Annotated in this window: 15 protein-coding genes; 5 read left to right on the top strand and 10 right to left on the bottom strand. The window is 30.8% G+C overall.

Annotation, left to right across the window (positions count from 1 at the left end):
* The first annotated feature begins 61 nt into the window (after nt 1-61).
* The 4 genes from ACZZZT_RS19310 (at nt 62) to ACZZZT_RS19295 (ending at nt 5,207) form a co-directional block, all read left to right on the top strand.
* On the top strand, nt 62-2,197 hold the full coding sequence (locus ACZZZT_RS19310; protein ID WP_463461600.1) for a S9 family peptidase: 2,136 nt from the start codon (nt 62-64) through the stop codon (nt 2,195-2,197).
* Nucleotides 2,198-2,267: 70 nt separating this feature from the next.
* Nucleotides 2,268-3,308 carry a PLP-dependent cysteine synthase family protein gene (locus ACZZZT_RS19305; protein WP_042564217.1) on the top strand — a complete coding sequence of 347 codons (1,041 nt, stop codon included), beginning with the start codon at nt 2,268-2,270 and terminating at the stop codon, nt 3,306-3,308.
* Nucleotides 3,309-3,663: 355 nt separating this feature from the next.
* Nucleotides 3,664-4,572: a LamG domain-containing protein gene (locus tag ACZZZT_RS19300; protein ID WP_463461599.1), complete on the top strand. Its 909-nt coding sequence runs from the start codon at nt 3,664-3,666 to the stop codon at nt 4,570-4,572.
* 215 nt (nt 4,573-4,787) lie between these two features.
* Complete coding sequence (locus ACZZZT_RS19295) at nt 4,788-5,207, top strand: hypothetical protein (RefSeq protein ID WP_463461598.1); 420 nt, start codon at nt 4,788-4,790, stop codon at nt 5,205-5,207.
* A gap of 135 nt (nt 5,208-5,342) precedes the next feature.
* Here ACZZZT_RS19295 and ACZZZT_RS19290 read toward each other — a convergent pair whose 3' ends face one another.
* The 6 genes from ACZZZT_RS19290 to ACZZZT_RS19265 all read right to left on the bottom strand — a co-directional run bounded on the left by ACZZZT_RS19290 (nt 5,343) and on the right by ACZZZT_RS19265 (nt 7,898).
* On the bottom strand, nt 5,343-5,843 hold the full coding sequence (locus tag ACZZZT_RS19290; RefSeq protein WP_463461597.1) for a hypothetical protein: 501 nt from the start codon (nt 5,841-5,843) through the stop codon (nt 5,343-5,345).
* Nucleotides 5,844-5,845: 2 nt separating this feature from the next.
* Complete coding sequence (locus tag ACZZZT_RS19285; protein ID WP_463461596.1) at nt 5,846-6,121, bottom strand: hypothetical protein; 276 nt, start codon at nt 6,119-6,121, stop codon at nt 5,846-5,848.
* Nucleotides 6,121-6,645: a hypothetical protein gene (locus tag ACZZZT_RS19280; protein ID WP_463461595.1), complete on the bottom strand. Its 525-nt coding sequence runs from the start codon at nt 6,643-6,645 to the stop codon at nt 6,121-6,123. Before ACZZZT_RS19280 ends, ACZZZT_RS19285 begins: the two co-directional genes overlap by 1 nt.
* A gap of 283 nt (nt 6,646-6,928) precedes the next feature.
* A complete protein-coding gene (locus tag ACZZZT_RS19275) occupies nt 6,929-7,216 on the bottom strand; it encodes a hypothetical protein (protein ID WP_463461594.1) in 288 nt (95 codons plus the stop codon).
* A 14-nt stretch (nt 7,217-7,230) separates the two neighbouring features.
* Nucleotides 7,231-7,602, bottom strand: coding sequence for a hypothetical protein (locus tag ACZZZT_RS19270; protein WP_463461593.1), 372 nt, complete (start codon nt 7,600-7,602; stop codon nt 7,231-7,233).
* Between the two features lie 56 nt (nt 7,603-7,658).
* Nucleotides 7,659-7,898 (bottom strand): hypothetical protein, encoded by a 240-nt coding sequence (locus ACZZZT_RS19265; protein ID WP_463461592.1) that lies wholly within the window; start codon nt 7,896-7,898, stop codon nt 7,659-7,661.
* Nucleotides 7,899-8,363: 465 nt separating this feature from the next.
* Between ACZZZT_RS19265 and ACZZZT_RS19260 the strand changes: the two genes are divergently transcribed.
* The gene (locus tag ACZZZT_RS19260) at nt 8,364-9,119 is read left to right on the top strand and encodes a hypothetical protein (RefSeq protein ID WP_463461591.1); all 756 of its coding nucleotides are present in this window, start codon (nt 8,364-8,366) and stop codon (nt 9,117-9,119) included.
* A 78-nt stretch (nt 9,120-9,197) separates the two neighbouring features.
* Here the strand turns inward: ACZZZT_RS19260 and ACZZZT_RS19255 are convergent, their stop codons facing one another.
* The 4 genes from ACZZZT_RS19255 to gcvT form a co-directional block, all read right to left on the bottom strand.
* A complete protein-coding gene (locus ACZZZT_RS19255; RefSeq protein WP_007811539.1) occupies nt 9,198-9,911 on the bottom strand; it encodes a YebC/PmpR family DNA-binding transcriptional regulator in 714 nt (237 codons plus the stop codon).
* 392 nt (nt 9,912-10,303) lie between these two features.
* Nucleotides 10,304-10,579, bottom strand: a complete 276-nt coding sequence (locus tag ACZZZT_RS19250) for a hypothetical protein (RefSeq protein WP_463461590.1) — start codon at nt 10,577-10,579, stop codon at nt 10,304-10,306.
* 71 nt (nt 10,580-10,650) lie between these two features.
* Nucleotides 10,651-12,132, bottom strand: a complete 1,482-nt coding sequence (locus ACZZZT_RS19245; protein WP_463461589.1) for a S41 family peptidase — start codon at nt 12,130-12,132, stop codon at nt 10,651-10,653.
* 215 nt (nt 12,133-12,347) lie between these two features.
* Nucleotides 12,348-13,430, bottom strand: a complete 1,083-nt coding sequence (gene gcvT, locus ACZZZT_RS19240) for a glycine cleavage system aminomethyltransferase GcvT (protein ID WP_463461588.1) — start codon at nt 13,428-13,430, stop codon at nt 12,348-12,350.
* Nucleotides 13,431-13,440: the final 10 nt, after the last annotated feature.

Below are 13,440 nucleotides of genomic sequence, written 5' to 3'. Positions count from 1 at the left end.
GATTTTTAAATTATTTCAGACAAAATTACTATATTGCTGTATTATATCAATACAATATTTTATGAAAAAATTAATTCTGTTCTATTGTGTTTATAGTATTTTTGCCTCGACTTATATAAAAATTAATGCTCAACCAATGCAAAACGATATATCGGCTCCACAGGCCAAAGTAATTCCAAAATCACTAAAAAAGCACAAAGAAACCAGAATTGATAATTATTTTTGGCTGAATGACAGAGAAAATCCAGAAGTTATTGATTATTTAAATCAGGAAAATGCATACTACGAAAGTATGACTTCGCATACAAAAGGTCTTCAGGAATCTTTATACGAAGAAATGAAAGGCAGAATTAAAGAAGATGATTCCTCTGTTCCTTATTTCTATAATGGTTATTATTACATTACTCGTTTTGAAACAGGTCAGGATTATCCAATTTTTTCAAGAAAAAAAGGAAGCCTTTCGGCAGATGAAGAAATTATGTTCAATTGCAATGAATTGGCAAAAGATCACGCTTATTTTAAATTAGGTGGATTAAGTATTAGTCCGGATAACAAATTTGCCACTTTTGGAGTTGATATTGTAGGGAGAAGAATTTATACTATTCAGATAAAAAACTTAGAAACCGGAGAAATCCTTGCAGATAAAATCGAAAATGCAACCGGAGGTTCTGTTTGGGCAAATGATAACAATACTATTTTTTATGTCAGACAAGATGAAGTTACTTTGCGATCTGATAAAGTTTTCAGACATAAATTAAATACAGGTTCAGAAAAAGATGTTTTGGTTTTTAATGAAACAGATGATACTTTTAATGTTTCAATAAGTAAAGAAAAATCAAGAAAATATATTGTTATTGGTTCCGGAAGTACTTTAACAACAGAATATAGAATTTTAAATTCAGATAATCCTGATGGTGAATTTGAAGTATTTCAAACTCGTGTTCGTGGTTTAGAATATAGTATTTCCCATTACGAAGATTCCTTTTATATTTTAACGAATAAAGATAAGGCAACCAACTTTAAGTTGATGAAAACGCCTGAAAACAGAACAGAAAAGAAATTCTGGAAAGATCTTATTCCGCATCGCGAAGATGTTTTATTGGAAGATATCGAAATTTTCAAAAACTATTTAGTGGTAGAGGAGCGCTCGAACGGTTTAAATCACATTCGAATTATGCCCTGGAACGGCGAGGCTGATTACTATTTGCCTTTTGGAAGCGAAACCTATAATGCTTATACAACAACCAATATTGATTTTGATACAGATGTTTTACGTTACAGTTATCAATCGCTTGCAACGCCATCGTCTGTAATTGATTTTAATATGAAAACCAAAACCAAAGAAATCTTAAAAGAGCAACAGGTTTTAGGTGGAAAATTTGACAAAGAAAATTACATCGAAGAGCGCGTTTGGGCAACTGCGAGAGATGGAGTTAAAGTTCCAATTTCGATAATTTACCGAAAAGGATTACAGAAAAACGGCAAAAACCCTTTATTGCTTTATGCCTATGGTTCTTATGGGATAACTATGGATACTTATTTTTCTTCTACACGACTTTCTCTGTTAGACCGCGGATTTGTTTATGCCATCGCTCATATTAGAGGTGGTGAAGATTTGGGAAGACAATGGTATGAAGATGGAAAACTGTTAAAAAAGAAAAATACCTTTACAGATTTCATTGATTGCTCTAAATTTGTAATAGATGAGAAATACACTTCTGCTGATCATTTGTATGCAGAAGGAGGATCTGCCGGAGGACTTTTGATGGGAGTTATTATAAATGAAGCCCCAGAATTGTATAATGGTGTTATCGCTCAGGTTCCTTTTGTAGATGTTATTACAACAATGCTCGACGACAGTATTCCGTTAACAACGGGAGAATATGACGAATGGGGAAACCCAAACAATAAAAAATATTACGATTATATGTTGTCGTACTCACCATACGATAACGTAAAATCACAACAATACCCAAATATGTACGTTTCTACAGGACTGCATGATTCGCAAGTACAGTACTGGGAACCAGCAAAATGGGTAGCCAAGTTGAGAAATTTAAAAACAGATAATAATCTTTTGTTCTTAGATACCAACATGGATGCTGGACATGGCGGTGCTTCAGGCCGATTTGAAGCTTTAAAAGACTTAGCAAAAGAATTTAGTTTTTTATTAGATTTAGAGAAAATTAAAAGCTAATTAGAAATTTTTTGTTAAATTTGCAACCTATCAAGGTCATTAAAAATTACCTTCGATTAACTATTTTTTTATGAAAGAAGAAATAAATGCTTACAATAATGTTTTAGAGTTAATAGGTAACACCCCACTTATTAAGCTAAATAAAATCACCGAAGAGTTAGAAGGAAATTTCTACGCAAAGGTAGAAGCTTTTAATCCGGGTCATTCCTCAAAAGATAGAATCGCGTTATATATTATTGAAGAAGCCGAGAAAAGAGGAATACTTTCTCCAGGAGATACCATAATCGAAACAACATCTGGTAATACAGGTTTTAGTTTAGCCATGGTAAGCATTATAAAAGGTTATAACTGTATTCTGGCAGTAAGTTCAAAATCATCGAAAGATAAAATTGACATGCTGAGAAGTTTAGGAGCTAAAGTGTATGTTTGTCCCGCACACGTTTCTGCAGATGATGAGAGATCATATTACAACGTTGCAAAACGTTTGCACGAAGAAACAAAAGGTTCAGTTTACATCAATCAGTATTTTAATCAATTAAATATTGATGCCCATTACAACTCTACAGGTCCAGAAATCTGGGAACAGACAAAAGGACAAATTACACACCTTGTTGCTTGTAGCGGAACCGGAGGAACAATCTCAGGAACTGCAAAATTCTTAAAAGAGCAAAATCCAAACATTAGAATTCTAGGTGTAGATGCTTTTGGTTCAGTATTGAAAAAATACCACGAAACAAAAGAATTCGATAACAAAGAAATTTATCCGTATCGTATTGAAGGTTTAGGAAAAAACCTGATCCCATCTGCGACAGATTTTGATATCATCGATAAATTCATGAAAGTAACCGATGAAGAAAGTGCTCACTCTGCAAGAGAAATCACTCGTAAAGAAGGTTTATTTGTTGGATATACTTCAGGAGCAGTAATGCAGGCGATTAAACAATATGCAGAAGAAGGAGAGTTTACAAAAGACAGTAATATTATTGCAATCTTCCCTGACCATGGTTCTCGCTATATGAGTAAAGTATTTAGTGATGACTGGATGAACGAACAAGGGTTCTTTGATAGTATCAATGAAGAGGAAGTTCAAAAAATTGAATTTGTAAAGTAAATTAAAAATTACTTTTTAAAATATATGACTCCATTCGTGTAAACGAATGGAGTTTTTTTTTAAGAATCGTTTTACAAATCTATAATCTTAATATTGTTAAATGTTAAAATGGTTTGATTGAATGAGAATAACGTATTTATACACAGGAAGTGTTTGTTTATGTTGAATTAAATTTATAGTTTTAACAAAATTTATAATAGTATAAAATAATTTAATTAAGAGTTTTAAATAATCAATTTTGGTTATTTGACGGTTATTTAGGTTCGTTGTCGACTAAATTTTTAGTCAGAGACATTATAATATAGTTTAGTATTGTTAAAATATAAAGTTTTAAATCCCCAAACATCTATAAAATATGAAGAAATTATTACTAACATTAATGTTTGTAAGTTTTTTAAATACTAATGCCCAAAATCCCATTCAGGAGTTCAAGTTTGATGGGAATTTAAAAAGTACCGATAATACAATTTCTTTTTTGGGAACCCCTATTTTTGTAAATGACAGAACAGGTGCTGTTAAAAGTGCTCTGAGATTAACTAATAAAGGTTTTGAAGTTGTAGTAGGTGATCTTCCGCAGGGGAATAAACCAAGATCAATATCTGTATGGGTGAAATTTAATGCTATAACTACACCAAATTATATTCTGGGTTATGGCAGCGCAGCAAATGCTCAATACTTTGGTTTACTGCAACAAACGGCATCCGCAGGCAATTCTGAGTTAAGCCTTGCAGGCTGGGGAGCCACAAATGATGTAATTGTTGCGGTTCCGCTTGCTAAAGATGTTTGGTATCACTATGCCATCACTTATGACGGAAATACCTCAAAAATATATCGTAATGGTGAATTATTAAAATCAGTTGATGGAATTTCACGATTAACAAAAGGATATATCTTAAGACTCGGAGAACTGAATACAACAGTTGGAATTAACGCCGATATAGACGATGTAAAAGTATATACCGTTGCTATGACGGATGAGCAGGTTATGGAGTCTTATAATAGCTCAAAACCAACGAATGCTGTTGTAGCATCTCAAAGTGCTTCAGCTCAAAAAAATGCTCCTGTAGTAGTAGAGAAAACTGCAGCTCCTATAAAAATGACAGCTCCGGCAACTGCATCAGCAACAGATACAAAAAATGCATCTAAAATTGTTGAGGTTTTTTCACAAGGAACAAAAGTAGCAGGGGCAAATGCTACAAATATTGGTGATTTACCCGAAGGTACCTATTTGTTGAAAGTAACAAATAATCCCGCAAAAAAATAATTTAAATGCATATTAAATAAAAAGCCTTCTAAAGTTTAACTTAAGAAGGTTTTTTATTTTCGTTATCTGGTTTCTTAGTTTTAAAAACTGCAAATTTCGTGTATTTTCGGGTTTTGTAAAATAAAAGGAATAGAGTGAAATTGGTTTCTAAACTTGCTTGTATTATTCATTTTAATATCGATAATTACCTCCTAAACAATAAACAAATAAAATTTATGGAAAATAATTCTCAAAATTTAATGGGTAAATGGGGATGGGTAAGTATTGATGAAATAAAATCAGAAAACTTCAAAAAATATTTGGACCCTCAAACAGCTAAAATTATTACTTCTTTTAACTTTTCTGATTTTGTATTTAAATGTATAGAAATAGGAGAAGATAATTTTTTAAAATTAAAATCTTCAGAAACGGAGTTAGTGTTAAAAAAAGAGGTATTTAGATTAATGCCAACAGAGCCTAAATTCAAGCCTTTGGAAAAAGTGAATTTTTATAATTCAAAAAATATTCTTGAATTCGGAACAATTAAAAATATAAATTGGCATAATAATGACAGTAAGCATATTTATTTAATAGAGGTAAACGGTAAAATGAAAACACAAAGATATTATGATGAAGATTTAGAAATTAGTGAATAAAAGAGATACAGTTTTAAAAATAAGATTACTTCTATATTGGCTTATTGCTTTAAATTCTACTGATATTTATTTGTATGAACTTCAAGTTTTAAAATAAGAGGCTTTTGAAATTTGACGGATACAAAGTCTTCATAATTAACCCACAATGCCAAACTCTATATCTTCTATTAGTGATCCCCAAAAATATCCAGTATCATTTTTTAATAAATCCTCATCTATCTTTAATAGCTCTGTTTTTAAAAATTCAGCATATTTTTTATGATTGCAATTATCTCGATAATTACCAAATTTTTCTTGTGGAATATCAATTTTCCATAAGCTGTCGTAGATATAAAGCTGTTGTGTTAAATTTTTAAGAGATTTTGAAATAAAAAGATCATGATCTCTCATTATGTTCCCTGACTCCAGATTGAGAATTATATTACTATCATATGATGTTTTCCCAATTATAATTTCGGATTTTGATAATAGGCAAATAGCATCAGTAAATTGAAAACTTAAAATATCATTTGGTAATCCAATCTGCGAAATAATTAAATTGTCTTCATATGTTAAGTCTTGACTTAAATTCTCATCAATTGTTCTTGTAATTAAATTAGAACTGAAATATTCGGTTATCTTATTTTCAAATATCATTTTTAAATTTTATGGAAGCGATTGATTTTTAATATATTATTCTTAATAAAATAACTATTTTTATCTTCTTTTGCAGATAAAATATTTTCTATTTCTTTAAAATTTATACTTGCAACAATATTTGTTGTTGATAAATCATCAATGCTTGCAAGGAAGATTCCTTTTATTATTTTTTGATTTTCTAAAAAGCCTTTTAAATATATGTCTTCTATTAATTTAACAGAGAAATCATTAGGTAATGTTTTTTCAAATTTTTTAATAATAGATTCTGTGTTCATTATCCTTTATTTTTAATTTTTTCGATTATCTCGTCTGTTAATAATGGATTTTCCCATATTCCAAGTATATATGTAATATCTTCTCCTAATTGATCTTCTGCTGCACTACGAGGTTGAGTTTCTAAATTCCATCTATTAAACTCAATTAATATATATTCTTTTGCTTCTTCTTCAATTAAAATAATTTCTCCAGGAGTATTATATAGTGAGTTGATTTTTAACGCACTTGAAAAGTACCCTTTATGAATTGCATGTTCTTCAATTTCAAATCCGTATGTTCTTGATAAAAAGGATAATTCGTTTATATTAAAATATTCGTTTGAATTTACAAATGGATTAACTATTAATTTTTTTCGATAAATTTTCTTTTTCTCAGAAGATATAATAGCTCCATTCTCATTTATAAATTTTATTGAAGGTCTAATCAATTCTGTTTTTATAGAAACTATATCTTCTGTAATTTTTTCAGAACCATCACCAAAAATTTCAGTTTGAATACAGTAAAATTTATCTATAGGTATCATTTACAATCAATTTCAAACATTGTTTAGAATGGTAAATTTACTGAAGATCTCCTGACTTTTCCGGAATTTTTTTCTGAGGCAAAGATGGAAATAATAAAACCTAATGGTTTGAATAAATCAAAAGTGACTAATTTTTCTCCATATTCCTTTTCAAAGAGAAACCCTTTTGAAACTAAATAATCATCAATTTTTTTAGAAAATATATGCTTGCTTTTTTATGTTTAAACTATAGTCTAATGCCATTGTATGTCATTTATTATAGATATTATTTTAAAGTAAGTACTTATAAATTGATTATCTTTTTTTGAAGGAGTTCCATTTCTACCTCATTTGAATTGTAATGCTGCCCTCTGTAAATCCATCTAAAAATATTAGGATAAAGTAACTCGTCTGCAATATTTCTTTTATCTATAATTTTTTCTTCTTCTAAATCATAGGTAAAACACAAATTAGAAAATGCCTGAATAACTTGAATTTGTGTACTATTAATTAAATATGCCCATTCGATATCAACATCACTTTCAAACTTTATTTTTTTATGTTGTAAAGTTATTAAGTCAGTTAAAATCAAACTTCGGGTATTAATTAATAAATGTTTCTCAGGATAAAAAAACTTCCCACAAAACCGTCTGTAGTTGTATTTCCGTTCTCTCTAAAGTATACTGTTAGACTGGTTTTGGTAAAATCTGAAGTATTAATTAAAAAGATGCCATTGAACGGAAAAAGCGCAAAATTTTTGGTAGGATGGTGCTCTATTTTATTTTTGTTACTTGCTAAACATTCAATTGTTTTTGTCGAAAATAATTCTTCCGTTTTATCTACGCCATCAATTAGTATGGAGTAATACACAAGCTCCTGACCTCGATTAATTTCGGCCCAGCCCATATACTTTAGCTCTATTTTTTCATTTGTATTTTTAAACAAGCTTAGTATCTCAATTTTTTGTAATTCTATCATCTGTGATTATGAAAGCTTTTTTATTGAAAGAAATAGTTAGTTTTTTTAGAATAGTTTTAACAATGAAAAAGCCTTCCAAAATAAAATTCAGAAGGCTTTTGATTAATTTTTTTCTGTTGTCCAGGCGCGTAAGCTTTGGCGCTTTTGCTTCCTGACATTTTTTTCGCTTGTCCCGGTGGCATTTTTTTCGGTCCACCATCGTTATGCACATGTGCAACACAGCTAATAACGCTAAGGACTACAAACAAAATAACCATAATAACTACGGCGAATTTTGTGTATTTTGATGTCTTCATAAAATGTTTTTTATTTTTTTGTTTTTGGAATTGCAAATATAAGAGATTATGTTTTTTTTCTTGAAACCTTGAATCTATTTAGAGTGTATATAGACAGTCAAAGATTATGAATTTGAAATAAATGTAAAAAGCCTTCTAAAGTTTAACTTTAGAAGGCTTTTCAATTATTAGTATTATTTGTTTTTTTAGCTTATAACGCTTATAACAACAAATAAAATCACCAGAATAATTACGGCGAATTTTGTGTATTTTGATGTCTGCATGATATTGTTTTTAAATTATTTATTCTTCTAATTGCCGCAAATATAATAGTTTATTTGAATTATTAATCTTACAGGTATTTAAATTAACCATAAATTATAAAAATCAAAAAATATTTTTATTTCTTCCCAACCTTTTCGGGAAAAACATTCTCTATATAAGTAGAAAGCATTTTGAAATGATTTTAACTTAAAAATATATACTATGAAAAAGAAATTCACCTTAGAAATAGCAAGTCCTTGTTCTGAAAATTTTAATAAAATGATTCCGAATTCAAAAGGTTCGTTTTGTAATTCGTGTGCTAAAAACGTAATTGATTTAAGTAGTAAATCAAACTCTGAAGTAGCCAAATTTATTGCAGAAAACAAAGGTAAAAACATTTGTGCACGAGTAAAATCAACACAGTTACAAGAAGAATTTGCATATAATGAAACATCAAAAATCAACAATTTTAAATATGCCGCAATTGCCGCATCTGTTTTATTAGCCTCGAATGTTTCAGCGCAAGAAAAAGAGCCAATTCAAACCGAAATTACTTCTCCGAAATTAAATAATCACATTGTAGGTAAAATTGCCTTTAAGCAGCCAGTTGAAGAGGAAGTTTCAATTATTGTAAAAGGAAAAATATTAGATTCAAAAACAAATAAACCTTTAAATAATAAAACATATCCAAACTTAATGCTGACTATAAATGATTCACCAACTCCGTTTAAAGTAAATGCAAAAACGGGTGAATTTGCTATTCCTTTAAAAGTTTTAAAAAATAGTGATAATCTTTATCTTAGTGTTGTAAGCGGTGATTATTATTTATCTAAAACAATACCTTTTGATATAAAATCTGTTAAAGGGAATGTTTTAAAACAAGATATAATTATTGAAACAGAAGAGTTGACTAAAGTTATGATACTGGGCGGATTGGGAATTAATTATATTGATAAAAAAGCAAGTAAAGAAATCTGATTTTTAAAAATAAGAAATAAAATAAACGAAAAAGCCCTGAAAAATTCAGGGCTTTTGATATTTATAAAAAGAAAAAAACTATTCCTCTTTCATAGTATGATAAACGTTCATAACGTCATCATCTTCTTCAATTTTTTCGATTAGTTTTTCAACGTCAGCGATTTGAGCTTCTGTAAGTTCTTTAGTGATTTGCGGAATACGCTCAAAACCAGAAGATAAAATTTCAAGACCTCTGTTCTCTAATTCTTTTTGTAAAGCTCCAAAGCTTCCAAAAGGAGCGTAGATTAAAATTCCGTCTTCATCTTCAAAAACCTCTTCGGCACCAAAATCAATTAATTCTAATTCTAATTCTTCAGGATCAAGATTTCCTTTTGCAATTCTGAAGTTACAAGTATGGTCAAACATGAATTCAACAGAACCCTGAGTTCCCATTGTTCCGTTACATTTGTTAAAGTAGCTGCGAATGTTGGCTACAGTTCTATTATTGTTGTCAGATGCAGTTTCAATTAAAATCGCAATTCCGTGAGGAGCGTATCCTTCAAACAGAATCTCTTTATAGTTGGCAGTATCTTTATTACTTGCATTTTTTATCGCGCGCTCCACATTGTCCTTAGGCATGTTAGCGGCTTTTGCATTTTGTATAACAGCTCTTAATCTAGAATTGGCATCTGGGTTAGGACCACCTTCTTTAACGGCCATAACGATATCTTTACCAATTCGGGTAAATGTTTTAGCCATTGCTGACCAACGTTTCATTTTTCTTCCTTTTCTAAATTCGAACGCTCTTCCCATTACTAATTTTTTATTTTGAGATGCAAAAATACGGTTATTCCTTATTTTTCCAAAATCAATTTCAATTATATTTTTGGTTAAAAAGTTTCAGGTTTCAAGTTTCAGGTTTTTGTTGACTTCAATAAGATCAAAAATCAAAATTCTAATTAAGAATTTGAGATTTTTTATTGACTTGAAACTTGAAACAAGATATTACTTAGCCGCATTAAAATCTGTAATAATATTTACAGCTTCGTTTAAATAAGGATTTGTTCTAAGATTATCAATCTGATATTGATTGATTGTTTTTTCGGTCGGGTAGGCGCCTAATAGAAACTGGTTTACACTCGAATTATAAACATCGAGCGGATTATTTTCGTCGTTGAATGTGTTAATCTCAGACCAGATATAATTTACGTTTTTTTCTGTTTAAAAACCGCATCCAAAGTCATCGGGATTTCAGCTTTAGGAACATTCACCATTTCATCAATTTTTAAGTTGATTTTTTTGATGTTGTTAAAGTAATAATTATCCGCAAGTCGGAGCGTACTGCTTTTAGCAATTTTATCAATAATACTTCTTTTTACATAAGTTTTATATTTTAAAAGTGATTCTATGCTATCATTTTTTATAGCAGTCGGAAAATCGCTTTCCTTTTGATAAATACCTTCATAAAATTCCGGAAGCACAACATCGGGTTTAACCCCAATATATTGATGGCTTTTACCCGTAACCCTGTAAAATTTATTAATGGTGATTTTTAAGAAATCAGTATTTTTTCCTCGTCAAGCGAAAGAATAGTCTGCATAGTTGCTTTCCCCAGCGTATTACTGCCTAATAATAACGCACGATTATAATCTTGCAATATCGAAGAAAAAAACTCGCTTGCCGAAGCAGTATTGCTATTAATCAAAACAACCATCGGGCCTTTGTAAATAACGCCTCGATACGGATCATTAATAATCGATTTTTCTTGTTTGTTATCAACAACAATCGAAATAGGACCATAATCAACAAACATTCCCGCAAGTTTTATAGCTTCCTCCATAGATCCGCCGCCATTATCAATTAAATCAATAACAAGACCCTTAATATTGTCTCTTTCCAGTTTTATCACTTCGCGGGCAACATCGTCGGCACAGCCTTTTCGGCTATTTCCATCTAAATCAGCGTAGAAACTCGGAATTTTAATATAACCAATTTTGTTTTCTTTGCCCACTATAAAACTAAAAACCGAATTTTCTTCGTCTTTCATCACCTGCTTTTCAATATAAACATCAAAGCTTTTGCCTGAATTACGTTTTATGGTCAGAACAATACTTTTGTTCGATTCTGATAAAATCATGGTAGAAATTGATTCTAATGAAGCACACGAAACCTGCAAAGTTTCCTTATGATTGGATACCGAAAGAATTTGATCGCCCTTTTTTATTTGTCCCGTTTTAAAAGCCGGACCATTCGGATCAATTTCATCTATTATAATTTCGTTTTTCTCGTTTAGGTTTACGGTCATTCCCAATGATAAATGCTCTTTTGAGAGCGAAGCAACAAAACTCGATTTCGAGTCATTGCTAAAATAAGCCGTATGCGGATCAAAATACAGGCAAAAGAAATTGTATAATTTTTCTTCCTGTTTCAGATTATTTTCCAAAAGCGTAGTAATTCGGCAAATTTCATTAGATAAAACCAATTTTCTGGATGCCAATTCAATTGATGTAAAATTTACCTTAATAGAATCCAGATTATCACCTGTTTCTGCAATATCATCTAATATTTGATAGCGAAGTTTTTTAAGCCAGACTTTCTCCAGATTTTCTTTTTTGAGATAAAAATCAAATGATTTTTTATAAAACCTAATCGTATCTTTTTTACTATAATCGATAGTTCCTGAATCTATTTTTTCTAAAACAGCTTTTGTTCTCAAAAGGCCTGTTTTATATTTATTTGTAATATCTGCTAAAAAACTACAATCATTACTCAAAATCATGTCGTCGAGTTTCAAGCGGTATTTTTGCGCCATCTCATCATATTCACTTTTAAAGAAGATATTTCGTGACGGATCTAATTCATCAATAATATTGTCAAAAACAAAAATAGACAAACTATCATTTACCGGTTTTGGGCGTATATGTTCGGTTTGAATCAGGGCATTTATTTTGTTTAATATTTCGCATGTGGGATCACCACTCTGACTAAACAGAATGTTTGTACCTAACATTAATACTAATAATATTCTTTTCATAAAAGGCGGAGATCAATTTGCTATATTAAAATTACGCTTATTTTTTGACACCATTTTATATTTTTTCGAAAATATCTTACAAGAAAATCATTTTTTTATTGCTATTATTATAAAAGTATTCGCCACGAATTCACCAATTCTTACAATAAGAAATTCGTGAATTCGTGGCGAAAAAAAGCATCATTTAAGTGATGCTTTTAAAATTTATGTAAAAATTATTTCTTGTAAAAAGGCAATTTAACCACTTTTGCAGGAACATCATTTTTTCTGATTCTGATAAAAATATCGCTGTCAACAGCAGTATTGTTTACAGTAACATATCCTAAACCAATTCCTTTATTCATAGAAGGCGACATAGTTCCAGAAGTTACAACACCAATTACAGCACCTGCAGCATCTACAATTTCGTAATCGTGTCTAGGTACGGCACGTTCCTGCATTTCAAAAGCAACTAATTTTTTAGAAACACCTTCTTCTTTTTGTTTTTTCAAACTTTCAGAATTCGTGAAATCTTTATTAAATTTCGTAATCCAACCCAAACCGGCTTCAAGTGGAGAAGTCGTATCGTTGATATCATTTCCGTACAAACAGAAACCCATTTCAAGACGCAAAGTATCACGAGCTGCCAAACCAATTGGTTTAATTCCAAAAGCCGCTCCGGCTTCAAAAACTTTATTCCAAACCTGTTCAGCTTCGCTGTTTTTACAGTAAATTTCAAATCCGCCAGAACCTGTATATCCTGTAGCCGAGATAATTACGTTTTCGATTCCGGCAAAATCAGCCACTTCAAAATGGTAATACGGAATCGCTGCTAAATCTATAGAAGACAAAGCCTGCATAGCCTCAACCGCTTTTGGACCCTGAATTGCCAATAAAGAATAATCATCAGAAAGGTTTTTCATTTCAACACCCATATCATTGTGCGATGAAATCCAGTTCCAGTCCTTTTCGATATTCGAAGCATTTACAACCAGTAAATACTCTTCCTCTTTCATTTTATAAACAATCAAATCATCTACAATTCCGCCGTCATTATTTGGCAGACAAGAATATTGCGCTCTACCAATCGTCAAAGTCGAAGCATCATTCGAAGTCACTTTCTGAATCAAAGCCAAAGCATTTGGACCCGTCAGCAAAAATTCACCCATGTGCGAAACGTCAAAAACGCCCACACTATTACGAACAGTCTCGTGTTCAGCATTCACGCCCTCATAAGTAATAGGCATATTATAACCAGCAAAAGGCAGCATTTTAGCTCCCAAACCTTCATGTATGTGCGTAAGCGCAGTATTTTTCATTGTGTTGATT

The organism is Flavobacterium sp. AC274, from assembly GCF_979258275.1.
Note: the sequence above shows the minus strand (reverse complement) of the source record. Positions and strands in the feature narration are given on the sequence as shown.

Excerpts from the sequence above, each read along its gene's own strand:
- ACZZZT_RS19310 (WP_463461600.1), top strand. The coding sequence starts at position 62 with ATGAAAAAATTAATTCTGTTCTATTGTGTTTATAGTATTTTTGCCTCG.
- ACZZZT_RS19305 (WP_042564217.1), top strand. The coding sequence starts at position 2,268 with ATGAAAGAAGAAATAAATGCTTACAATAATGTTTTAGAGTTAATAGGT.
- ACZZZT_RS19300 (WP_463461599.1), top strand. The coding sequence starts at position 3,664 with ATGAAGAAATTATTACTAACATTAATGTTTGTAAGTTTTTTAAATACT.
- ACZZZT_RS19295 (WP_463461598.1), top strand. The coding sequence starts at position 4,788 with ATGGAAAATAATTCTCAAAATTTAATGGGTAAATGGGGATGGGTAAGT.
- ACZZZT_RS19290 (WP_463461597.1), bottom strand. The coding sequence starts at position 5,843 with ATGATATTTGAAAATAAGATAACCGAATATTTCAGTTCTAATTTAATT.
- ACZZZT_RS19285 (WP_463461596.1), bottom strand. The coding sequence starts at position 6,121 with ATGAACACAGAATCTATTATTAAAAAATTTGAAAAAACATTACCTAAT.
- ACZZZT_RS19280 (WP_463461595.1), bottom strand. The coding sequence starts at position 6,645 with ATGATACCTATAGATAAATTTTACTGTATTCAAACTGAAATTTTTGGT.
- ACZZZT_RS19270 (WP_463461593.1), bottom strand. The coding sequence starts at position 7,602 with ATGATAGAATTACAAAAAATTGAGATACTAAGCTTGTTTAAAAATACA.
- ACZZZT_RS19265 (WP_463461592.1), bottom strand. The coding sequence starts at position 7,898 with ATGAAGACATCAAAATACACAAAATTCGCCGTAGTTATTATGGTTATT.
- ACZZZT_RS19260 (WP_463461591.1), top strand. The coding sequence starts at position 8,364 with ATGAAAAAGAAATTCACCTTAGAAATAGCAAGTCCTTGTTCTGAAAAT.
- ACZZZT_RS19255 (WP_007811539.1), bottom strand. The coding sequence starts at position 9,911 with ATGGGAAGAGCGTTCGAATTTAGAAAAGGAAGAAAAATGAAACGTTGG.
- ACZZZT_RS19245 (WP_463461589.1), bottom strand. The coding sequence starts at position 12,132 with ATGAAAAGAATATTATTAGTATTAATGTTAGGTACAAACATTCTGTTT.
- gcvT (WP_463461588.1), bottom strand. The coding sequence starts at position 13,430 with ATGAAAAATACTGCGCTTACGCACATACATGAAGGTTTGGGAGCTAAA.